The organism is Streptomyces thermocarboxydovorans (genome assembly GCF_039524635.1).
Lineage (GTDB): Bacteria > Actinomycetota > Actinomycetes > Streptomycetales > Streptomycetaceae > Streptomyces > Streptomyces thermocarboxydovorans.
Genome location: NZ_BAAAGU010000038.1, coordinates 39,041 through 59,883, shown reverse-complemented (window position 1 = coordinate 59,883; position 20,843 = coordinate 39,041). Strand labels below are relative to the sequence as shown.

Annotated in this window: 20 protein-coding genes and 1 pseudogene; 10 read left to right on the top strand and 11 right to left on the bottom strand. The window is 70.4% G+C overall.

Annotation, left to right across the window (positions count from 1 at the left end):
• Window positions 1-92: 92 nt before the first annotated feature.
• Genes ABD198_RS18865 through ABD198_RS18845 form a run of 5 tightly spaced genes read right to left on the bottom strand, consistent with a single transcriptional unit; the run spans window position 93 to window position 5,826 of the window.
• Window positions 93-893, bottom strand: a complete 801-nt coding sequence (locus tag ABD198_RS18865) for an ABC transporter permease (protein WP_344002995.1) — start codon at window positions 891-893, stop codon at window positions 93-95.
• Window positions 894-1,823, bottom strand: coding sequence for an ABC transporter permease (locus ABD198_RS18860; RefSeq protein ID WP_344002993.1), 930 nt, complete (start codon window positions 1,821-1,823; stop codon window positions 894-896).
• The gene (locus ABD198_RS18855; protein ID WP_344002990.1) at window positions 1,823-2,989 is read right to left on the bottom strand and encodes an ABC transporter ATP-binding protein; all 1,167 of its coding nucleotides are present in this window, start codon (window positions 2,987-2,989) and stop codon (window positions 1,823-1,825) included. Before ABD198_RS18855 ends, ABD198_RS18860 begins: the two co-directional genes overlap by 1 nt.
• Before the next feature lie 4 nt (window positions 2,990-2,993).
• Window positions 2,994-4,241 carry a polyamine ABC transporter substrate-binding protein gene (locus ABD198_RS18850; protein ID WP_344002987.1) on the bottom strand — a complete coding sequence of 416 codons (1,248 nt, stop codon included), beginning with the start codon at window positions 4,239-4,241 and terminating at the stop codon, window positions 2,994-2,996.
• A gap of 49 nt (window positions 4,242-4,290) precedes the next feature.
• Complete coding sequence (locus ABD198_RS18845; RefSeq protein ID WP_344002984.1) at window positions 4,291-5,826, bottom strand: gamma-aminobutyraldehyde dehydrogenase; 1,536 nt, start codon at window positions 5,824-5,826, stop codon at window positions 4,291-4,293.
• A gap of 169 nt (window positions 5,827-5,995) precedes the next feature.
• Between ABD198_RS18845 and ybiA the strand changes: the two genes are divergently transcribed.
• Window positions 5,996-6,595, top strand: a complete 600-nt coding sequence (gene ybiA, locus ABD198_RS18840) for a riboflavin biosynthesis intermediates N-glycosidase (RefSeq protein WP_344002981.1) — start codon at window positions 5,996-5,998, stop codon at window positions 6,593-6,595.
• Window positions 6,596-6,706: 111 nt separating this feature from the next.
• Here ybiA and ABD198_RS18835 read toward each other — a convergent pair whose 3' ends face one another.
• Both ABD198_RS18835 and ABD198_RS18830 read right to left on the bottom strand, forming a co-directional pair.
• Entirely contained in the window at window positions 6,707-7,159 is a 453-nt protein-coding gene (locus tag ABD198_RS18835) for a DUF4190 domain-containing protein (protein ID WP_344002977.1), read from the bottom strand.
• A 207-nt stretch (window positions 7,160-7,366) separates the two neighbouring features.
• A complete protein-coding gene (locus ABD198_RS18830) occupies window positions 7,367-8,107 on the bottom strand; it encodes a DUF4190 domain-containing protein (RefSeq protein ID WP_344002974.1) in 741 nt (246 codons plus the stop codon).
• 169 nt (window positions 8,108-8,276) lie between these two features.
• Between ABD198_RS18830 and ABD198_RS18825 the strand changes: the two genes are divergently transcribed.
• Both ABD198_RS18825 and ABD198_RS18820 read left to right on the top strand, forming a co-directional pair.
• Window positions 8,277-9,338 (top strand): adenosine deaminase, encoded by a 1,062-nt coding sequence (locus ABD198_RS18825; RefSeq protein ID WP_344002971.1) that lies wholly within the window; start codon window positions 8,277-8,279, stop codon window positions 9,336-9,338.
• 106 nt (window positions 9,339-9,444) lie between these two features.
• On the top strand, window positions 9,445-10,164 hold the full coding sequence (locus ABD198_RS18820) for a glycerophosphodiester phosphodiesterase (RefSeq protein ID WP_344002969.1): 720 nt from the start codon (window positions 9,445-9,447) through the stop codon (window positions 10,162-10,164).
• Here ABD198_RS18820 and ABD198_RS18815 read toward each other — a convergent pair.
• From ABD198_RS18815 to ABD198_RS18800, 4 genes and pseudogenes are all read right to left on the bottom strand, one after another.
• Window positions 10,127-10,651 (bottom strand): hypothetical protein, encoded by a 525-nt coding sequence (locus tag ABD198_RS18815; protein ID WP_344002966.1) that lies wholly within the window; start codon window positions 10,649-10,651, stop codon window positions 10,127-10,129. The two genes, ABD198_RS18820 and ABD198_RS18815, sit on opposite strands and share 38 nt — an antisense overlap.
• 103 nt (window positions 10,652-10,754) lie before the next feature.
• Window positions 10,755-10,889, bottom strand: a pseudogene (locus ABD198_RS18810) (HXXEE domain-containing protein); the annotation flags it as partial.
• A gap of 12 nt (window positions 10,890-10,901) precedes the next feature.
• Complete coding sequence (locus tag ABD198_RS18805; RefSeq protein WP_344002963.1) at window positions 10,902-12,080, bottom strand: polyamine ABC transporter substrate-binding protein; 1,179 nt, start codon at window positions 12,078-12,080, stop codon at window positions 10,902-10,904.
• Between the two features lie 201 nt (window positions 12,081-12,281).
• Window positions 12,282-13,721, bottom strand: coding sequence for a gamma-aminobutyraldehyde dehydrogenase (locus ABD198_RS18800; RefSeq protein ID WP_344002960.1), 1,440 nt, complete (start codon window positions 13,719-13,721; stop codon window positions 12,282-12,284).
• A gap of 188 nt (window positions 13,722-13,909) precedes the next feature.
• Here ABD198_RS18800 and ABD198_RS18795 point away from each other — a divergent pair, with 188 nt between their 5' ends.
• The 7 genes from ABD198_RS18795 (at window position 13,910) to ABD198_RS18765 (ending at window position 20,763) form a co-directional block, all read left to right on the top strand.
• Window positions 13,910-14,428 carry an Lrp/AsnC family transcriptional regulator gene (locus tag ABD198_RS18795; protein WP_344002958.1) on the top strand — a complete coding sequence of 173 codons (519 nt, stop codon included), beginning with the start codon at window positions 13,910-13,912 and terminating at the stop codon, window positions 14,426-14,428.
• 2 nt (window positions 14,429-14,430) lie between these two features.
• Entirely contained in the window at window positions 14,431-15,804 is a 1,374-nt protein-coding gene (locus ABD198_RS18790; RefSeq protein WP_344002955.1) for an aspartate aminotransferase family protein, read from the top strand.
• A 280-nt stretch (window positions 15,805-16,084) separates the two neighbouring features.
• Window positions 16,085-16,834 (top strand): ABC transporter ATP-binding protein, encoded by a 750-nt coding sequence (locus tag ABD198_RS18785; RefSeq protein WP_344002952.1) that lies wholly within the window; start codon window positions 16,085-16,087, stop codon window positions 16,832-16,834.
• Window positions 16,816-18,165 carry a hypothetical protein gene (locus tag ABD198_RS18780; RefSeq protein ID WP_344002949.1) on the top strand — a complete coding sequence of 450 codons (1,350 nt, stop codon included), beginning with the start codon at window positions 16,816-16,818 and terminating at the stop codon, window positions 18,163-18,165. The genes ABD198_RS18785 and ABD198_RS18780 overlap by 19 nt, the downstream gene beginning before the upstream one ends.
• Window positions 18,166-18,285: 120 nt before the next feature.
• Window positions 18,286-18,693 carry a VOC family protein gene (locus tag ABD198_RS18775; RefSeq protein ID WP_344002946.1) on the top strand — a complete coding sequence of 136 codons (408 nt, stop codon included), beginning with the start codon at window positions 18,286-18,288 and terminating at the stop codon, window positions 18,691-18,693.
• 83 nt (window positions 18,694-18,776) lie between these two features.
• On the top strand, window positions 18,777-19,898 hold the full coding sequence (locus tag ABD198_RS18770) for an LOG family protein (RefSeq protein ID WP_344002944.1): 1,122 nt from the start codon (window positions 18,777-18,779) through the stop codon (window positions 19,896-19,898).
• A gap of 148 nt (window positions 19,899-20,046) precedes the next feature.
• Complete coding sequence (locus tag ABD198_RS18765) at window positions 20,047-20,763, top strand: LAETG motif-containing sortase-dependent surface protein (protein ID WP_344002941.1); 717 nt, start codon at window positions 20,047-20,049, stop codon at window positions 20,761-20,763.
• The last annotated feature ends 80 nt before the right edge of the window (window positions 20,764-20,843 follow it).

Genomic DNA, 20,843 nt, shown 5'->3' with positions numbered 1-20,843 from the left:
TTGTGCGGTTGTGTTTCTGGTGTTGCCGGTGTTTCTGGGATTGCTTTCCGGTACGGGCGGCCGCCGTACCGGCCGGGTACGGCGGCCGCAGCTCAGGCCTTCTGCCGCTTGCGGCGGTTTCCGACGGCCATGGACACCAGCACCAGCGAGACGGCCACCACGAACATCGCCGTGCCGATGACATTGATCTGCACCGGCGTTCCGCGCTGGGCAGAGCCCCAGACGAACATCGGGAAGGTGACGGTCGAGCCGGCGTTGAAGTTGGTGATGATGAAGTCGTCGAAGGAGAGCGCGAAGGCGAGCAGCGCACCCGCCGCGATACCGGGGGCGGCGATCGGCAGGGTGACGCGCAGGAACGTCTGGAACGGTCCGGCGTACAGGTCCTGGGCGGCCTGCTCCAGGCGCGGGTCCATGCTCATCACGCGCGCCTTGACGGCGACCACGACGAAGCTGAGGCAGAACATGATGTGGGCGATCAGGATCGTCCAGAAGCCCAGCTGCGCGCCCATGTTGAGGAACAGGGTCAGCAGCGAGGCCGCCATGACCACCTCGGGCATCGCCATCGGCAGGAAGATCAGCGAGTTGACGGCGCCGCGGGCGCGGAAGCGGTAGCGGACCAGCGCGAAGGCGATCATCGTGCCGAGCACGGTGGCGCCGAGCATCGCCCACAGGGCGATCTGCAGGCTGAGCGAGAGCGAGCCGCACAGCCCGGAGACGCCGCAGGGGTCGCGCCAGGCGTCGGTGGAGAACTCCTGCCATTCGTAGTTGAAACGGCCCTTCGGATTGTTGAAGGAGAACACCGTGACGACGACGTTCGGCAGCAGGAGGTAGGCGAGGGTCAGCAGTCCCGCGATGACGACGAAATGGCGTTTGAGCCAGTTGACGAAGGCCATTTAAACCAGATCCTCCGTGCCGGACTTGCGGATGTAGAGCGTGACCATGATCAGGATCGCGGCCATCAGGATGAACGAGAGTGCCGCGGCCGTCGGATAGTCGAGAATCCGCAGGAACTGCGACTGGATCACATTGCCGACCATGCGGGTCTCGGTGGAGCCGAGAAGGTCCGCGTTGACGTAGTCGCCGGTGGCCGGGATGAAGGTCAGCAGGGTGCCGGAGACCACGCCGGGCATCGACAGCGGGAAGGTGACCTTGCGGAAGGTCGTCGACGGCTTGGCGTACAGGTCGTTCGCCGCCTCGTGCAGGCGCGGGTCGATCCGCTCCAGCGAGGTGTACAGCGGCAGGATCATGAACGGCAGGAAGTTGTACGTCAGGCCGCAGACCACCGCCATCGGGGTGGCGAGCACCCGGTCGCCGGCGGTCCAGCCGAGCCAGGAGGTCACGTCGAGGATGTGCAGCGCGTCCAGGGCGCCGACCACCCATCCGCCGTCGGCGAGGATCGTCTTCCAGGCGAGGGTGCGGATCAGGAAGCTGGTGAAGAACGGCGCGATCACCAGCATCATGATCAGGTTGCGCCAGCGTCCCGCGCGGAAGGCGATCAGGTAGGCCAGCGGGTAGCCGAGCAGCAGGCACAGCACAGTCGCGGAGGCCGCGTAGAGCACCGAGCGGACGAACTGCGGCCAGTACTCGGACAGCGCCTCCCAGTAGGTGGCGAAGTGCCAGGTGACCTGGTAGCCCTCCTCCAGGGAGCCGGTCTGCACGGACGTGGAGGCCTGGTAGATCACCGGCAGCGCGAAGAACACCACCAGCCAGAGCAGGCCGGGCAGCAGGAGCAGATACGGCATCCAGCGGCCCCGCTTGCGCGGTGGCTTCTTCTCCGGTGCGGGGGTGGGCGCCAGGGGCGGCGCCTCGGTGACCGCGGCCATCAGGCGACCTCTTCCTCGACCGTCTCGACTCCGGCGTCGATGTCCTGCGCTGCGTCCAGACCGAAGGTGTGCTCCGGGTTCCAGTGCAGGACGACCTCGGCTCCGGGCGTCAGCCGGGAGTCGCGGTCGATGTTCTGCACATAGACCTCGAACTCGGGGCAGACCGGGCTGTCGATCACGTACTGGGTGGAGACGCCGATGAAGCTGGAATCGGCTATGCGTCCGGTGATCCGGTTGCGGCCCTCGGGGATCTCCCCGGCGTCGTCGGCGTGGGTGAGGGCGATCTTCTCCGGGCGCACCCCGACCAGCACCTTGCCGCCGGTCCGGGCGGGTGCGCTGTTGCGGGCCTCGGGCAGCACGAGCTTGCCGCCGCCCGCCTTCAGCACGATCTCGCTGCCGGACGTGGAGTCGACCTCGGCCTCGATGAGGTTGGAGGTGCCGAGGAAGTTGGCGACGAAGGTGGTCCGCGGGTTCTCGTACAGGTCGGTGGGCGAGCCGAGCTGCTCGACCCGGCCGGCGTTCATCACGGCGACGGTGTCGGCCATGGTCATGGCCTCCTCCTGGTCGTGCGTGACATGCACGAAGGTGATGCCGACCTCGGTCTGGATGCGCTTGAGCTCCAGCTGCATCTGGCGGCGCAGCTTCAGGTCGAGGGCGCCGAGCGGCTCGTCGAGCAGCAGCACCTTGGGGTGGTTGATGAGCGCGCGGGCGACGGCGACGCGCTGCTGCTGGCCGCCGGAGAGCTGGTGCGGCTTCTTGCGGGCCTGCTCGCCGAGCTGGACCAGCTCCAGCATCTCCTCGACCTGCTTCTTCACGCTCTTGATGCCGCGCCGGCGCAGACCGAAGGCGACGTTCTCGAAGATGTCGAGGTGCGGGAAGAGGGCGTAGGACTGGAACACCGTGTTCACCGGCCGCTTGTAGGGCGGGAGCGCGGTGACGTCCTGGTCGCCGAGGTGGACGGTGCCGGCGGTGGGCTCCTCCAGGCCGGCGATCATGCGCAGGGTGGTGGTCTTGCCGCAGCCGGACGCGCCGAGCAGGGCGAAGAAGGAGCCCTGCGGGACGGTCAGGTCGAGCGGGTGCACGGCGGTGAAGGAGCCGTACTTCTTGGTGATGCCGGTGAGGCGGACGTCCCCGCCGTGAGCCGCCGTGTCGTTGGTCGTCTTCATCTCGTCACGCCCCAGTGAGCTTCGCGAACTTCTCTTCGAATGCCGTCTCTTCCTTGGAGCTCAGCGAGCGGAAGGCACGGGACTTGGCCTGCATGGCCTTGTCGGGGATGATCAGCGGGTTGTTCGCCGCGTCCTTGTCGATCTTCTCCAGCTCGGCCTTCACCCCGTCGACCGGGCAGACGAAGTTGATGTACGCGGCTAGCTGGGCGGCCGGCCGCGGCTCGAAGTAGTAGTCGATCAGCCGCTCGGCGTTCGTCTTGTGCCGGGCCTTGTTGGGGATCAGCATGTTGTCGCTGCTGGTCATGTAGCCGCTGTCCGGGATCACGAAGTCGATGTCCGGGTTGTCGGCCTTCAGCTGGACGACGTCCCCGGCCCAGGCCAGGCAGGCGGCCAGGTCGCCCTTGGTGAGGTCGGAGGTGTAGTCGTTGCCGGTGAAGCGGCGGATCTGGCTCTTGTCGACGGCCTTCTGCAGCCGGGCGATCGCCGCGTCGTAGTCGTCGGCGGTGAACTTCCCCGGGTCCTTGTCCATATCGAGCAGGGTCATGCCGACGGTGTCGCGCATCTCGGTGAGCAGACCCACCCGGCCCTTGAGCTTCGGGTTGTCCAGCAGGTCGGAGAGGGTCTTCACCTCGACGCCGTCGAGCGCCTTCTTGTTGAAGGCGATGACGGTGGAGATGCCCTGCCAGGGGTAGGAGTAGGCGCGGCCCGGGTCCCAGTCGGGGTGGCGGAACTGGGCGGAGAGGTTGGCGAACGCGTTCGGCAGGTTGGCCGGGTCGAGCTTCTGCACCCAGCCGAGCCGGATCAGCCGCGCGGCCAGCCAGTCGGTGAGGACGATGATGTCGCGGCCGGTGTCCTGGCCCGCGGCGAGCTGCGGCTTGATCTTGCCGAAGAACTCGGTGTTGTCGTTGATGTCCTCGGTGTACTTGACCTTGATGCCGGTCCGCTTGGTGAACGCCTCCAGCGTCGGGTGCTTGCTCCCGCTGTCGTCGACGTCCATGTACTCGGTCCAGTTGGAGAAGTTGACGGTCTTCTCCTCCTCGGAGTGGTCCTCCGCCGAAACGCCTCCCTCGGTGTTGCCGGCCGGAGGGATGCCGCAGCCGGTCAGCGCGGCGAGACCGCCGGCGGCGAGCGCGCCGCCCGCCGAGGCGCGCAGCAGCGACCGGCGGGTGAGGGCCGCCCGGCCGTTGCGGAAACTGCGCCGCATGGCGGCCACCTGGGCCGGGGAGAGGCGGTCTGGCTCGTACTGCTCCATGCGCGTGGTGCCCTTTCGGGAGGGGGCCGCGGGTCATGCGGCCTGGTTGCTAACGGTCCCCGAAGACGGTGCGGTGCCAGTCCTTGCGGACCACCGCGGTGTTGTCGAACATGACGTGTTTGATCTGCGTGTACTCCTCGAAGGAGTACGCGGACATGTCCTTGCCGAAGCCGGACGCCTTGTAGCCGCCGTGCGGCATCTCGCTGATGATCGGGATGTGGTCGTTGATCCACACACAGCCGGCGTTGATCTCACGGGTGGCCCGGTTGGCCCGGTACAGGTCGCGGCTCCAGGCGGAGGCGGCGAGCCCGTAGGGCGTGTCGTTGGCCAGCGCGAGGCCCTCGTCGTCGGTGTCGAAGGGCAGCACGACCAGGACCGGCCCGAAGATCTCGGACTGGACGACCTCGCTGTCCTGCGGCGCACCGGCGATGAGTGTGGGGCGATAGTACGCGCCGTTCCTCAGCTCGCCCAAGGGTGCTTCGCCGCCGGTCACCACACGGGCGTAGCCGCGGGCCCGGTCGACGAATCCGGCCACCCGGTCGCGCTGGGCGTGGGAGATCAGCGGGCCGAGGTCGGTGCCGGGGGCGAACGGGTCGCCGAGGCGCACGGTCTCCATCAGGGCGGCGGTGCGCTCGACGAACGCCTCGTACAGCGGGCGCTGCACATAGGCGCGGGTGGCGGCGGTGCAGTCCTGACCGGTGTTGATCAGTGCACCGGCTACCGCGCCGTTCACGGCGGCGTCCAGGTCGGCGTCGTCGAAGACCACGAACGGGGCCTTGCCGCCGAGCTCCAGGTGGAGGCGCTTGACGGTGGCGGTGGCGATCTCGGCGACGCGCTTGCCGACGGCGGTGGAGCCGGTGAAGGACGTCATGGCCACGTCCGGGTGGCCGACGAGGTGCTCGCCGGCCTCCTTGCCGGTGCCGGTGACGATGTTGATCACGCCGTCCGGGATGCCCGCGTCGGTGGCGGCCTCGGCGAACAGCAGCGAGGTCAGCGGGGTCAGCTCGGCGGGCTTGAGCACGACGGTGTTGCCCGCGGCGATCGCCGGGAGGATCTTCCAGGCGGCCATCTGCAGCGGGTAGTTCCAGGGCGCGATCGAGCCGACGACACCGATGGGCTCACGGCGGATGTAGGAGGTGTGGTCGCCGGAGTACTCCCCGGCCGACTGGCCCTGCAGGTGCCGGGCGGCGCCGGCGAAGAAGGCGATGTTGTCGATGGTGCCCGGCACGTCGAACTCGCGGGACAGCTTCAGCGGCTTGCCGCACTGCAGCGACTCGGCGCGCGCGAACTCCTCGGCGCGCTCGGCGACCACGGCCGCGAACCGGTGCATCGTCTCGGACCGCTCCGCGGGGGTGGCGTTCGCCCAGGCCGGGAATGCCTCGCGGGCGGCGGCGACGGCCGCGTCCACGTCCTCGGTGGAGGCGAGGTCGTAGGTGTAGACGCCCTCGCCGGTGGCCGGGTCGACGACCGTGTGGCTGCGCCCCGAGGTGCCCTTGGCGTACCGGCCCGCGATGAACTGCGCGCCATCGGCGAAACGGTCCTGGGCCGGGAATCGCTCCTGGGCAGCGTTGCCCGGTTTGTGCATGTCGCTCTCCTCCGTGTCCCCGTGAGGGGGCGGCGTGGCTCCAGCTCGATTTGACTGCCGATCCTGACAGAGCAACCGCACTGCAACAAGTGATTCCGTTGTTGCCTTTTGGTTACGCGACGGAATCTGTCGACCAGGTGTCGAGTGACCGCGGAAAAGGCCGGACGGAATGTCCGTGGCGCGTGCCACACTCGCGTGCATGGAGAGGATCAGGGGGGCCATCTCCTCGAGACAGGCGCTGATCGAGGCGCTGCGGTCCGGGGAGAAGGTCGAGTATCTGCACTTCTGGGGGCACCGCCCGCGGCCGGACGGCCGCATCGGGCCGAGCTGTCTGAGCCAGTGGTGGCCGTCGCCGTTCACGGTGGACGGCGTGGAGTACGCGACGGCCGAGCACTGGATGATGGCGGCGAAGGCCCGCCTCTTCCAGGACCGGGAGGCCGAGCGGCGCATCCTGGCGGCGGAGCATCCCGCGGAGGCGAAGAAGGCGGGGCGCCTGGTGCGCGGCTTCGACGAGGCGGTCTGGCGCGAGGAGCGCTTCGGCATCGTGGTGGAGGGCAGCATCCACAAGTTCGCGGCCCACGACGATCTGCGCCGGTTCCTGCTGAACACGGGCGAGCGCGTCCTGGTGGAGGCGAGCCCCGTGGACCGGGTGTGGGGCATCGGCCTCGCGGCGACGGACGACGGGGCGATGGACCCGGAGCGCTGGCGCGGCCCGAATCTGCTGGGCTTCGCGCTGATGGAGGCGCGCCGGCGGCTGCGCGGCGGCTGACCAGCGCCGGGAACCGCGTGACGCAAGGGCACAAGGGGCCGGGGCCCGCGCGGACCTCTCGTTGAGGTGTCCGCACGGGCCCCGGCCCCTTGCGACTGTGGCCGCGTCCGCTCAGCTCGCGGCGCCCATGAGGCTCGCGAAGAGCAGCAGGCCGAGCAGCGGCAGGATCACGGTGGCGACGATGCCGCAGACCAGCCCCGCCGTGGCCGCCCCCTTGTTGGTGGCCTCACCGCGGTTGGCCTTGCTGCGGCCGACGGCGCCGAAGATGATCCCGAGGATGCCCAGGATCACGCCGAAGAACCACAGGAAGAACGTGAGGCTGCAGACCACGCCGATGATGCCCAGCACCAGTCCGGCGGTGCCCATGCCGTTGCTGGGCTGGGCCGGCATCCCGTAGCCGCCCGACTGCGGGTAGGGCGCCGGGGGCGTGCCCTGCTGGCCCGGGGCGGCGGGGTAACCGTAGGACGGGGTGCCGGACTGCGGGTAGCCATAGCCCGGGGCCGGCTGCTGCGGGGGCTGGGACGGCGGCCCGAATCCTCCGGGCGTGGGATTGGTGCCGGACATGCAAAGATCTCCCCTCCGTTGAACGACCCTCGCATCCTAGTGATGCGCTCCCCCTCGTCGGAGGGGGTTCCGGATCCTGTTGCCCGGACCGGTGACGTGCCGGGACGGGCGCTTGTGTGTCGGTGTGCGGTGCGCGGGTGCCTCGGCGCGGCGGCGCGGGCGTCGCGGTGCGGCGTCGGGCGCCTCGGTGCGTGCCTCGGCGCGCGCTCAGTGGAAGGCCGGGGCGGTGACCGCCGGGCGGACGGCGCCGTAGTAGGGCTCGTCCTCCCAGCCGTCCGGCTCGCTGTTGATGGCCGCCGTGATGCCGATCGCTATCAGCACCACCACGACCAGGCCGAGGACCAGCCCGATGACGCCCATGATCAGACCGGCCTGGGCCTGACCGTGGTTGTCGGCGAGGCCCTCCTCGGCCTTACGGCGGCCCTTGACGCCGAAGACGATGGCGAGGACGCCGAGGACGACGGACACCACGCCGTACACGCAGAACAGGCAGCAGGCGAGGATGCCGAGCACCATCGAGGCGATGCCCAGACCGTTCTGCCGCTGGCCGGGCATGCCGGGCCAGCCGTAGCCCGCGGGGTAGCCGGGGTAGCCGTATCCGGTCGGCGCTCCGGGGCCGGTGGGGGCCACGGGCGGCGGAGGCACCGCGGAGCCCGAGCCGCCGTCGAACGGCGCGCTGCCGGCCGGGGACGTGGCCCCGGCCGGGGACGGCGGCGAGTGCGGCGGGGCGAAGCCGGCGCCCGGCATGGAGACGACGGTGGGCTGGTCGTGCACGGACAGCCCCTGCGGCGCGGGCACTCCGTCCGCCACGGTGGGCGTGCCGGACGACTGCGCGGGCACGGCGGGCAGGGGCGTGTCGTTCTTCTCCAGCGAGGTCCGGCGCTCCGGAGGCGCCCAGGGATCGTTGTTCCCCGCGTCGGGCCCGCCCGGCTGCGTCGCGTCCGTCATCTGGAGCTCCCCCCTGCGTCGATCGTCCCGCCATGCTACGGCCCGCCCGCCCACCGCCGCCGCCCGGGCCGTGAACGGACCGCCTACGATAACTGCGAGTCACCGATCAGCCGGTCATCCGCGTCCCGCCGCCCGGCGGCCCGGGGACGCCGCCCATGGGGAGGACTCCTTGACCGACCACCTCGTCGAGCCGCACGTCTCGCGCGGCCTGAGCGACTTCATCGCCGGGCTGCCGAAGGCCGAACTGCACGTCCATCACGTCGGCTCCGCCTCCCCCCGCATCGTCTCGGAGCTGGCCGCCCGCCACCCCGACTCCAAGGTCCCCTCGGACACCGAGGCCCTCGCCGACTACTTCACCTTCACGGACTTCGCCCACTTCATCGAGGTGTATCTGTCCGTCGTCGACCTGGTCCGCACCCCCGAGGACGTGCGGCTGCTGACCTACGAGGTCGGGCGTGAACTGGCCCGGCAGCAGGTCCGGTACGCCGAGCTGACCATCACCCCCTTCTCCTCCACCCGCCGCGGCATCGACGAGCGCGCGTTCATGGACGCCATAGAGGACGCCCGCAAGGCAGCCGAGAAGGAGCTCGGCCTGGTGCTGCGCTGGTGCTTCGATATCCCCGGCGAGGCCGGGCTGGAGGCCGCCGAGGAGACCACGCGGCTGGCGACCGACGACCGGCTGCGCCCGGAGGGGCTGATCTCCTTCGGTCTCGGCGGCCCGGAGATCGGCGTGCCGCGCCCCCAGTTCAAGCCCTGCTTCGACCGGGCCATCGCGGCCGGCCTGCGGTCCGTGCCGCACGCCGGTGAGACCACCGGGCCGCAGACGGTGTGGGACGCGCTGAACGAGCTGCGGGCCGAGCGCATCGGCCACGGCACCAGCTCCGCCCGCGACCCGGAGCTGCTCGCCCACCTCGCCGAGCGGCGCATCGCGCTGGAGGTGTGCCCCACCTCCAACATCGCCACCCGTGCGGTGGCCTCCCTGGACGAGCACCCGATCAAGGAGTTCGTGCGGGCCGGTGTCCTGGTGACGATCAACTCCGACGACCCGCCGATGTTCGGCACCGACCTGAACAACGAGTACGCGGTGGCCGCCCGGCTGCTGGACCTCGACGAGCGGGGGCTGGCCGCGCTGGCGAAGAACGCGGTGGAGGCCTCCTTCATGGACGCCGAGGGCAAGGCGAAGCTGTCCGCCGAGATCGACACGTACACGGACTCCTGGCTCGCCTCCTGACCATGCACCGGGCATGGACGTCGGGGGAGGCCGTCATGAAGGACGCCATGAAGGACGTCGCGGAGGGCGTCATGGAGGCCCTCACGGAGAAGAGGGAAGGGACGTCGTGGAGAAGGTGACCGCCGTCGCTCATCGCGGCGACCCCTACCGCTTCCGCGAGAACACCCTCGCCTCCCTGCGTTCCGCCCTGCGGCAGGGTGCCGACGCGGTGGAGATCGACGTACGGCTCACCCGGGACGGCGTGCCGGTGCTGCTGCACGACGCGACGCTGAAGCGCCTGTGGGAGCTGGACCGTCCGCTGAGGTCGCTGTCCTGGGAGGAGGTCAGGGCCGCGACCGGCGACGGCGTGCCGGCGCTCTCCGCCGCGCTGGAGGCGACCGAGGGCAGCCGGGTGATGGTGGACCTGCCCGGCACACCGGACGTCCGTGACGCACGCCGGGTGGTGGAGGCGGTCCGGGAGGCGGGTGCGCAGGACCGGGTCTGCTACTGCGCGGGCGCCGAGGCGATGCTCGCCGTCCGCGCCGCGGACCCGTCGGCGGAGATCGCCCTCACCCGCTCGACCCTGGCCCCGCCCCGGGCCGCCCTGCTGGAGGCGATCCGGCCGCGCTGGCTCAACTACCGCTTCACCCTGGTCGACCGGGCCCTCGCCGACCGGGTCCACCGCGACGGGTACCTGCTGTCGGTGTGGACCCCGGACACCCGCCGCTCCATGCGGCGGCTGCTGGCGCTGGGCGTCGACTCGGTCACCACCAACCGCATCGACGTGCTGTGTGCCCTGCGCGACGGCCTCACGCGGCGGGCACCGGCACGGCGCCGCTCGGGGTGAGCGACTCCAGCCGCCTGATCTTCCGCCGCACGATCCACAGCGGGATCACCCCGAACACCCCGAACGCCATGTCGATGACGCTCCACCACAGCGGAATTCCGCGGATCGGACCGCAGACGAGCGCGAGCGGGACGATCCCGGCGCAGGCGATCATCCCGAACTCGACGACCCAGATGTTGCGCACGGGGTCGCGGTAGGGCCCGTAGAAGGCGACAGCGATCACCAGGTGGGCGAAGGCGAGCCAGTCGGTGCCGTAGAGCAGGAACGGATACCCGGCGTCGGCGGTGTCCAGGCCGGTGCGCACCCGCTCGACCCACTCCATCAGGCCGGGCAGGTACTCCCCCGCGGCCAGCGACCGCAGCACCTCCTCGGCCCAGCGCAGCTCGTGCACCAGCGGGAAGGCCGTCACCCCGCTCAGCACCAGACCCACAACGAACACGACCAGCCACGCACGGATGCCCTTGAGCAGGGCGACTCTGTCGCTCATGACGACAACCTACACGCTTATTGAACGCGTTCAAAAAGCTTTCGGGCGATCACGTGCGACGCGGCCGTGGCTGCCCCCGCGAGCGCGAGGCCTGTGGCGAGGTCCGTGATCGCAGCTGCGGCACGTTCCTGCGCAACCACCCCGGCACCGTGGCGAGTTCCTCCGCGTCGTGCACCGCCCAGGCCGCCAGCAGCCCCAACGTGACGGCCCCGCCCACCCGTTCGGTCCCCGTCTCCATACGGCGAGTCTGCTACAGGCCCACGATCTTGTTCCACCGCTTGGCGAACTCCTGCCGCTCCCCCGGCTCGATGTCCCGGGCGATGGCCAGGCGCTTCCGCATCGCGGCGTCCGGGAAGATCAGCGGGTCCTCTGCGAGGGCCGCGGTCTCCTCGTCGTCGGAGGAGGCGAGGACGTCCTGCGCGGCCGGCACCGGGCAGACGTAGTTGACCCAGGCGGCCAGTTCGGCGGCGACCTCCGGGTCGTAGTAGTGGTCGATGAGCAGCTCGGCGTTGGCCTTGTGCCGGGCCAGGTTGGGAACCATCAGCGACTCCGACCACAGCTCGGCGCCCTCCTCCGGGACGACGAACTCGATGTCCGGGTCGTCGGCCTGGAGCTGGATGACGTCGCCGGAGTAGGCCTGGCAGGCCAGGACGTCCCCGCTGGACAGGTCCTTGATGTAGTCGTTGCCGGTGAAGCGGCGGATCTGGCCCCTGGCCACCTGCTTCTCCACCTGGTCGCACACGGTGTGGAAGTCGTCGGCGGTCCACCGGGTGATGTCGACGCCGTTGCCCTGCATCAGCAGCGCGAACGCCTCGTCCACGCCGGACAGCAGCGTCACCCTGCCCTTGAGGTCGGGCGCCCACAGGTCCGACACGCTGCGGATCTCCCGGCCCGCCCGGCGCCGGTTGTAGGCGATGCCGGTGATGCCGGACTGCCAGGGCACGGTGAACTTCCGCCCCGGGTCGAAGGCGGGCGAGCGCAGCAGCGGATCGAGATACTCGGTGACGTTCGGCTGCCGGGACCGGTCCATCTCCTGCACCCAGCCGAGCCGCACGAACCGCGCGCACATCCAGTCGCTGATGACGATGAGATCGCGGTCGGTCGGCTGGCGGTTCATCAGCGCGGGGCTGATCTTGCCGAAGAACTCGTCGTTGTCGTTGATCTCCTCGACGTACTCGACGGATATCCCCGTCCGCCGCTCGAACGCCTCCAGCGTGGGCCGCCGCGACGGGCGTTCCTCGGCGGTGTCGATGTACAGCGGCCAGTTCGCCCAGGTGAGCAGCTTCTCCCGGCGGGACAGATCAGCCGCGGCCCGCTCGGCGGCCGGCACATGCGCGGCAGGCACCCCGCAGCCGGTCAGCGAACCGAGCAGCACACCCCCGCCGAGCAGCAGCGAACGACGGGACAGGGAACGGGATGTGGTCACCATTGCCGCAGCATCCCCGTCCGGGCCCACCAGGGCAATCGACGGTACGTCAACCAAAGACGACCAACACCGACACCTTGTCGAACAGGGGCGCCCGCAACACCCCGAAGGGGCGCGGGGAACTGCGCGACCAGCCACGGCGAACCCGCCGGCCGCACACGCCCCCACGCCCCGACTGCGCTCGGACGCTGTAACGCTGTGCGCTTATGCGTCCAGCGAGGTCATCACGTGCTTGATCCGCGTGTAGTCCTCGAAGCCGTACGCCGACAGGTCCTTGCCGTACCCGGACTTCTTGAAGCCGCCGTGCGGCATCTCCGCGACCAGCGGGATGTGCGTGTTGATCCAGACGCACCCGAAGTCCAGCTTCTTCGACATCCGCATCGCGCGCCCGTGGTCCTTGGTCCACACCGAGGAGGCCAGCCCGTACTCGACGCCGTTGGCGTACTCGACGGCCTGGTCCTCGTCGGTGAAGGACTGGACGGTGATGACCGGCCCGAAGACCTCCTTCTGGATGATCTCGTCGTCCTGCTTGAGGCCGGAGACCACGGTCGGCGCGTAGAAGTAGCCCTTGTCGCCGACCCGCTTGCCGCCCGCCTCGACGCGCGCGTGCGCCGGCAGCCGCTCGATGAAGCTCTCGACCTGCTTGAGCTGGTTGGGGTTGTTGAGCGGGCCGTACAGCACGTCCTCGTCGTCCGGCATGCCGGTCTTGGTCTCGTTGGCGGCCTTGGCCAGCGCGGCGACGAAGTCGTCGTGGATCGACTCGTGGACCAGCACACGGGTGGCGGCGGTGCAGTCCTGGCCGGCGTTGAAGTAGCCGGCGACCGAGATGTCCTCGACGGCCTTGGCGATGTCGACGTCCTCGAAGACCACGACCGGCGCCTTGCCGCCCAGCTCCAGGTGGACCCGCTTGACGTCCTTGGCCGCGGACTCGGCGACCTGCATGCCGGCCCGTACCGAGCCGGTGATGGAGGCCATGGCCGGGATGGGGTGCTCCACCATCATGCGGCCGGTGTCGCGGTCGCCGCAGATGACGTTGAAGACGCCCTTGGGGAGGACGGAGCCGAGGATCTCGGCCAGCAGCACGGTGGACGCCGGGGTGGTGTCCGACGGCTTCAGCACGACCGTGTTGCCCGCCGCGATCGCCGGGGCGAACTTCCACACGGCCATCATCATCGGGTAGTTCCACGGCGCGACCTGCGCACAGACGCCGACCGGCTCGCGGCGCACGAAGGAGGTCAGGCCCTCCATGTACTCGCCGGCGCCCTTGCCCTCCAGCATCCGCGCCGCGCCCGCGAAGAAGCGGATCTGGTCGACCATCGGCGGGATCTCCTCGGTGCGGGTCAGCCCGATGGGCTTGCCCGTGTTCTCCACCTCGGCGGCGATCAGCTCCTCGGCCCGCTCCTCGAAGAGGTCCGCGATCTTCAGCAGGGCCTTCTGGCGTTCGGCCGGCGTGGTGTCCCGCCAGCCCGGAAAGGCCTCGGCCGCGGCCGCCATGGCGGCGTCCACGTCCGCCTGACCGGACAGCGGAGCGGTCGCGTACGCCTCGCCGGTCGCGGGGTTGACCACCTGGGTGGTCCGTCCGTCGGCGGCATCACGGAACTCACCGCCGATGTAGTTGCGCAGACGACGCAGCTCGGTGCTCACTGCAGGCCCTCCAGTGCTTCTTGTGGGTGTCCGAGATTGTCCAGCTGTCCAACCTCTGAGACACCACCCTAGTCAGAGGGCTGACGTTTTCAACACCCCCGCCGGGCACCGTTCTGCGAAATCCGCATGTTACGAACCCTTCAACAACGGATTTCATCGCCAACGCCTTGCGAAACTGTCGAGACGTCGTGCACAGTGACCTCGTGGCCAGTCGAAGCGCAGACCCGAAGGACTCCCGCGAGTCCCGCAACGGCGGCAGTCCCCAGCTGGACTCCGTCTCCCTCGCCATCATCGAGCAGCTGCAGGAGGACGGCAGACGTCCCTACGCGGCCATCGGCAAGGCCGTCGGCCTGTCCGAGGCGGCCGTGCGCCAGCGCGTGCAGAAGCTGCTCGACCAGGGCGTGATGCAGATCGTCGCCGTCACGGACCCGCTCACCGTGGGCTTCCGCCGGCAGGCGATGGTCGGCCTCAACGTGGAAGGTGATGTGGAGGCCGTCGCCGACGCGCTGACCGAGATGGCCGAATGCGAGTACGTGGTGATGACCGCCGGCTCCTTCGATCTGATGGTCGAGATCGTCTGCGAGGACGACGACCATCTGCTGGAGGTCATCAACAAGCGCATACGGGCCGTGCCCGGAGTGCGCTCCACCGAGAGCTTCGTCTACCTGAAGCTCAAGAAGCAGACCTACATGTGGGGAACCCGATAACCGTGAGCACCGACAGCCCCAACGACCTCAGCAAGTCCGCGTACGAGCACCTGTGGATGCACTTCACCCGCATGTCCTCGTACGAGAACGCCCCCGTCCCCACCATCGTCCGGGGCGAGGGCACCTACATCTACGACGACAAGGGCAAGCGCTACCTCGACGGTCTCGCCGGCCTGTTCGTCGTACAGGCGGGCCACGGCCGTACGGAGCTCGCGGAGACCGCCTCCAAGCAGGCCCAGGAGCTGGCCTTCTTCCCTGTGTGGTCCTACGCCCACCCCAAGGCCGTGGAGCTGGCCGAGCGGCTGGCCGACGAGGCCCCGGGCGACCTGAACAAGGTCTTCTTCACCACCGGGGGCGGCGAGGCGGTGGAGACCGCCTGGAAGCTCGCCAAGCAGTACTTCAAGCTCACCGGCAGGCCCACCAAGCACAAGGTCATCTCCCGCGCGGTCGCCTACCACGGCACCCCGCAGGGCGCCCTGTCCATCACCGGCCTGCCCGCCCTGAAGGCGCCGTTCGAGCCGCTGGTGCCCGGCGCGCACAAGGTGCCGAACACCAACATCTACCGCGCCCCGATCTTCGGCGACGACCCGGAGGCCTTCGGCCGCTGGGCCGCCGACCAGATCGAGCAGCAGATCCTCTTCGAGGGCCCCGACACCGTCGCCGCGGTCTTCCTGGAGCCGGTGCAGAACGCCGGCGGCTGCTTCCCGCCCCCGCCCGGCTACTTCCAGCGGGTGCGCGAGATCTGCGACCAGTACGACGTGCTGCTCGTCTCCGACGAGGTCATCTGCGCCTTCGGCCGCCTCGGCACCACCTTCGCCTGCGACAAGTTCGGCTACGTGCCCGACATGATCACCTGCGCCAAGGGCATGACCTCGGGCTACTCCCCGATCGGCGCCTGCATCATCTCCGACCGCATCGCCGAGCCGTTCTACAAGGGCGAGAACACCTTCCTGCACGGCTACACCTTCGGCGGCCACCCGGTCTCCGCCGCGGTCGCCCTGGCCAACCTGGACCTGTTCGAGCGCGAGAACCTCAACCAGCACGTGCTGGACAACGAGGGCGCCTTCCGCTCCACCCTGGAGAAGCTCCACGACCTGCCGATCGTCGGCGACGTCCGCGGCAACGGCTACTTCTACGGAATCGAGCTGGTCAAGGACAAGGCCACCAAGGAGTCCTTCAACGAGGAGGAGACCGAGCGCGTCCTGTACGGCTTCCTCAGCAAGAAGCTCTTCGAGAACGGCCTGTACTGCCGCGCCGACGACCGCGGCGACCCGGTCGTCCAGCTCGCGCCGCCGCTGATCTCCAACCAGGAGACCTTCGACGAGATCGAGCAGATCCTGCGCGCCACCCTCACCGAGGCCTGGACCAAGCTCTAGTCCGGGCCGCAGGCCGAGGCGCCTGGATCAAGCTCTGGTCCGGGCCTCGGGCCGAGGTGTAGTCCGGCCGAGGTACCGATCTTCCTCCTGGATGATCAACACCGGCCCCGGTGCCGCCCGTTCGAGTGAGAAACGGCGGCCCGGGGCCGCGTGCTGTCCGGCGTGCCGCCGCCTCCTGCCTAGCGTGCCCAGTGACCGATCGGCCCTGCCTTCGTTCCCCCGCACGAGGGAAAACCACGAACCGCGCACGGCATTTCCGATCCGAACCGAGGTGTACGCCATGGTGGCCCCACCGGACAACGACGTGCTCTGGGCACGCAGCCTGCAGTTCCGGCACGCGGACGGCTCCCCCGGGCTGAGCGGGGTCTCGCTCGGCGTCCGGGAGGGCGAGATCCTCGCCGTCGGCGGCCCGCGCGGCAGCGGCAAGACCACCCTGCTGCGCTGCCTCGCCGGTCTGACCCCGGTCCAGGGCGGCGAGGTCTGGTTCAACAGCGGACCCATGCACACCCTGGGCCCGGTCGCCCGGGAGCGGCTGCGCCGGGAGCGCTTCGGCTGGATCGACCCGGAGCCGGTGCTCGTCCCCGAGCTGAACGTCTGGGAGAACGCCGCGCTGCCGCTGCTGCTGCGCGGCACCGACCGCCGCCGCGCCAAGACCGCGGCACTGGAGTGGCTGGAGCGCCTGGACGTCGGCGACAAGGCCCGCAAGCACCCCGGCGAGCTGGTGCACGCCGAGCGCCAGCGGGTGTGCATCGCCCGCGCCCTGGCCCCCGCGCCGACCGTGCTGTTCGCCGACGAGCCGACCGCCCCGCTGCACCGCGCGGACCGCCGGCACGTGCTGCGCACGCTCACCACGGCCGCCCGCTCGCACGGCATCACGGTCGTCCTCGCCACCGCCGACCCGGACACCGCGGCCCTCGCCGACCGCACCGTGTCGCTGCTGGACGGGCGGCGGGTCCGCACCGTGCATCTGCCACCGGTCGCCGAGACCGCCGAGACGGAGGGCCGGGCCGCGTGCTCGCTCTCCGCCTGACCCGAAGCGCCCGGCCGGCCGTCCAGCTGCGCCGCCTGCTGGTCGCGGCCGCCTCGGCGGGGACCGGCTTCCTGCTCCTGGGCGCCCTCGGCCACGCGCTGAACCACCCGGACACCCCGTCCGTCTCGGCGCTGCGCCTGGCCTGGTGCGCCGCCCCGCTCGCGGCCACCGTGTACTTCGCGGTCGCGGTGGCCCGCACGGACCCCGCCACCCGGCCCCGGTCGGGCCTGTCCGCGCTCGGCCTCGGCCCGGCGCGCATGATGGCGATCTCCGCGGCGACCACGGCCCTCGCCTGCGCGCTGGGCTCGATGCTGGCGCTGCTGGTCTTCCTCCATCTGCGCGGCGACCTGACCGGCATGCCCTTCGACGGGGCCGCCGCCGACTTCCTCGCCGCGGGCCAGCCGCTGCCGCTCCCGGCCGCCCTCACCCTGCTCGCCGTGGTGCCGGTGTGCGCCTCGCTGGCGGTGGCGGTGGCGCTGCGCCCGCGCGAGCGGAGGCCCGGCGCCTCCCGCATGGCCCGGATGTACGGCCGCTTCGGCGCCTACCGGCGCACGCCGGTGCGGGAGACCTTCGGCGCGTACGGACGCTTCGGCACCCACCTGGGCAGGGCAGCACGCGGCGGGCGCACGGCCGGGGCAGAAGCCCGGAGCCACCAGGAGCAAGGCGGCCAGGAGCAGCCGGCCGAGACGGCCGAGGCAGCCGGGGCCCCCGAGACCTCGCCGGCCGTCCCCCCTGCCGCTCCCCTGGCGGCGCCGTCCGGACTGCCCTGGGGCATCGCCGTCCTGGCCGTGGGGCTGGCCGTGGAGGCCTACGTCAGCCGTACCGGCGGTGGCTCCGAGCCCGGCGGGCGGGCCGGGGCGCTGGCCGGGCTCGCGCTGACCGCCCTCGGTCTCGCCCTGGCCGGTCCGGGGCTCACCCACCTGTGCGGCAGGCTGCTGCAGGCGGTGCGCCCGGGCGCCCTGCGCCTGCTGGCGGGCCGGGCGCTGATGACGGAGGCGGTGCGCATCGGCCGCCCGCTGGGCGTGGTCTGCGCGGTGATCTCGGCCGCGTACGCCATGACCTCGCTCTACGACACCGACGACCCGTCCGTCGCCCCGCTCACCGCCCTCGGGACGCTCCTGGTGACCGGCTGCGCGGTGGCGACGCTGCTGACCGCCGCGGCCGAGGCCAGGCAGGCCCGCGCGCTCACCACGGACGCGCTGCTGCGCCTCGGCGCCCCCGCCGCGACCCTGCGCCGGGCGGTCGCGATCCGGTCCGCCGCGCTGGTCGCCCTGTTCGCTCCGCTGACGCTGGCCGTCGCCGAGCTGTCGGCGCTCCCGCTCGCCGCCTGACGCCGTCCGCCAGGAAGCTCCTCGCAAAAGTTCCCCGGGCAGCGATGACTTCCGCGGGGTCCCCCGGTCTACCCCCTCGAACACACACACGCTATGAAGCCGAACGGGAGAGACCCCGCCATGTACCAGCAGATGATCTTTGTGAACCTGCCCGTCAGCGACCTCGCCGCCTCGCGGAAGTTCTTCACCGAGCTCGGCTACTCGATCAACGAGCAGTTCAGCGACCAGAACGCAGCCTCGGTCGTGATCAGCGACAACATCATCGCGATGCTCCTCACCAAGGAGTTCTACTCCACCTTCACCAAGAAGGAGATCGTCGACGCGACCAAGGCCAGCGAGGTGCTGATCGCGCTGAGCGCGGAGAGCCGCGAGAAGGTGGACGAGCTGGTCGACAAGGCGATCGCGGCGGGCGGCTCCCCCAGCGGTGAGACCCAGGACCAGGGCTTCATGTACGGCCGCGCCTTCGACGACCTCGACGGCCACACCTGGGAGGTCGTCTGGATGGACCCGGCCGCGGTGGAGGGCTGAGATCACATCGGGGCGGCCTGCGATGGGACCGGCAGCCCAGGGCCGCACCGACCGATACGACCGGAAGGTCCTAGCATGGGCGGGTGCAGACGTCGCCCGCCCATGCCGCCCACCACGGTGACCGCGAGATCGAGACGCTCGAGGAGTTCGACGCGGTCGTCTCGGCGCGCGGCACCCTCGCCCGGTACCGGGTGCAGTCCGTCGATCTGACCGACCGGACAAGGGAGTTGCTGACCACGGACACCACGCAGGCGGTGTTCCTGGGCTGCCGGATGCGCGCCGAGGCCGAGGCCAGGCTCCGCGCCGCCGGCGCGCTGGTGCTTCCGCCGGTGCCCGGGCTGCCCTTCGACCCCTACCGGAGCCGTCTGTACCGCCCCGACGAGCTGTTCGCCTCGCTGGAGAAGGGCTACGAGGCGACACCGGACGCCCTCGCCTACGACTGGTTCCGGCGGACCACCGCCGACGGCGACATCTTCGCCTCGATGCTGCGCGCCGTCCACGACGACTCCATGTCCGACGCCCTCGACGAACTCCTGCGCACGGCGCGGGTGGTGGGCGTGATGGGCGGCCATGCGATGGCCCGCGGCACCGAGCGGTACCGGGGAGCCGCCCGCCTGGGACGCGCCCTGGCCCGGGACGGGTTCACGGTGGCCACGGGCGGCGGGCCCGGCGCGATGGAGGCGGCCAACCTGGGGGCGTACGCCGCCCCGTACGACGACGGGATGCTGGACGGGGCCTGCGAAGTGCTCGCCGCGGCGCCGTCGTTCACGCCGTCGGTCACCGACTGGGCCCGCGCCGCCTTCGAGGTGCGCACCCGCTGGCCGAAGGGCAACCATTCGGTCGGCATCCCGACCTGGTTCTACGGACATGAGCCGCCCAACGCCTTCGCGTCGCACATCGCGAAGTACTTCGCCAACTCCACTCGCGAGGACGGCCTGCTGGCCCGCTGCAACGCCGGCGTGGTCTTCCTGCCGGGCGCCGCCGGGACCGTGCAGGAGATCTTCGACAACGCGACCCCCAACTACTACGAGTCGCGCGGGGAACCCACCCCCATGGTGCTGGTGGACCGGGCGCACTGGACGGAGAAGCTGCCGGCCTGGCCGCTGCTGCGGTCGCTGGCGCGGGAGCGGTCCATGGACGCGCGGATCGCTTTGGTGGACCGGATCGAAGAGGCACCCGAAGCGCTGAAACGCATGAGCGATTAATGATTCGGCAAAGCCGTGGCCTGCGATCGGCATATGCGTTGACACTACTTATGCGACGCTTATAGACCTGGGTGCCGTCTGGGAGAGCTGATGTCTGGTCAACTCTCCTTCCACCCCCCGCATTTGCGCATCCCAGTGAAGGACAAACGTGACAGTTCTGTCCGTATCCCGTGGTGCGGCGTCGCGCCGTACCGTCGCTCGCACTCTGCGCGCCCTCGGAGTCGTCTCCGCATCGGCCGCGCTCGCGCTCTCGGCCACCGGCACCGCTGCCGCCTGCAGCATCAGTGACTTCTCGGCCGAGGCGAAGTGTGTCGGTGACAAAGGTGTCATCACCGTCACCGACGTCGATCCCCTGGGCGTCCCGGCCACCGTCACCGTGTTCCTGGAGAACAACGGCGCCGATGTGAAGAAGATCGGCGAAAAGGTGGTCAAGGGCTCCCGCGACGGCAACACCATCACCTTCGAGGAGGACTGGAAGCCCAACGTCGAGTACCGCATCCACGTCAAGGCCGACAAGTATGTGGACGCGGACATCAAGCCGAACCTGATCACCCCGGCCACGGCGTGCAAGAAGCAGGACGAGGGCAAGGAGGAGAGCCCGAGCCCTGAGCCCACTCCGTCGGACTCCGCCTCGGCCCCGGCCGGGGAGCCCGGCAGCCCGGCTCCGTCGGAGCCGGAGAGCTCCGCCCCCGCGGACACGGCGGACAACGTGCCGTCGCCCGCGGTCGGCGAGTCCAACCTCGCCGAGACCGGCGCCAACTCCAATACCGGCCTGATCGCCGGTATCGCGGGCGCGCTGGTCCTGGTCGGCGGCGGCGCGGTCTTCTTCGGCATGCGCCGCAAGGGTGCGGGCAGCGACCGCTGATTCGCACGGCTCAGAGGTTCTTGAGCAGTTGAGGTGGCCCGTCCCCGGCCGGGGGCGGGCCACCGGCATGCCCGACGGCA

Bases quoted from the DNA above. Each gene is read 5' to 3' on its own strand.
- ABD198_RS18865 (WP_344002995.1), bottom strand. From the start codon at position 893: ATGGCCTTCGTCAACTGGCTCAAACGCCATTTCGTCGTCATCGCGGGA.
- ABD198_RS18860 (WP_344002993.1), bottom strand. From the start codon at position 1,823: ATGGCCGCGGTCACCGAGGCGCCGCCCCTGGCGCCCACCCCCGCACCG.
- ABD198_RS18855 (WP_344002990.1), bottom strand. From the start codon at position 2,989: ATGAAGACGACCAACGACACGGCGGCTCACGGCGGGGACGTCCGCCTC.
- ABD198_RS18850 (WP_344002987.1), bottom strand. From the start codon at position 4,241: ATGGAGCAGTACGAGCCAGACCGCCTCTCCCCGGCCCAGGTGGCCGCC.
- ABD198_RS18845 (WP_344002984.1), bottom strand. From the start codon at position 5,826: ATGCACAAACCGGGCAACGCTGCCCAGGAGCGATTCCCGGCCCAGGAC.
- ybiA (WP_344002981.1), top strand. From the start codon at position 5,996: ATGTCCGTGGCGCGTGCCACACTCGCGTGCATGGAGAGGATCAGGGGG.
- ABD198_RS18835 (WP_344002977.1), bottom strand. From the start codon at position 7,159: ATGTCCGGCACCAATCCCACGCCCGGAGGATTCGGGCCGCCGTCCCAG.
- ABD198_RS18830 (WP_344002974.1), bottom strand. From the start codon at position 8,107: ATGACGGACGCGACGCAGCCGGGCGGGCCCGACGCGGGGAACAACGAT.
- ABD198_RS18815 (WP_344002966.1), bottom strand. From the start codon at position 10,651: ATGAGCGACAGAGTCGCCCTGCTCAAGGGCATCCGTGCGTGGCTGGTC.
- ABD198_RS18805 (WP_344002963.1), bottom strand. From the start codon at position 12,080: ATGGTGACCACATCCCGTTCCCTGTCCCGTCGTTCGCTGCTGCTCGGC.
- ABD198_RS18785 (WP_344002952.1), top strand. From the start codon at position 16,085: ATGGTGGCCCCACCGGACAACGACGTGCTCTGGGCACGCAGCCTGCAG.
- ABD198_RS18775 (WP_344002946.1), top strand. From the start codon at position 18,286: ATGTACCAGCAGATGATCTTTGTGAACCTGCCCGTCAGCGACCTCGCC.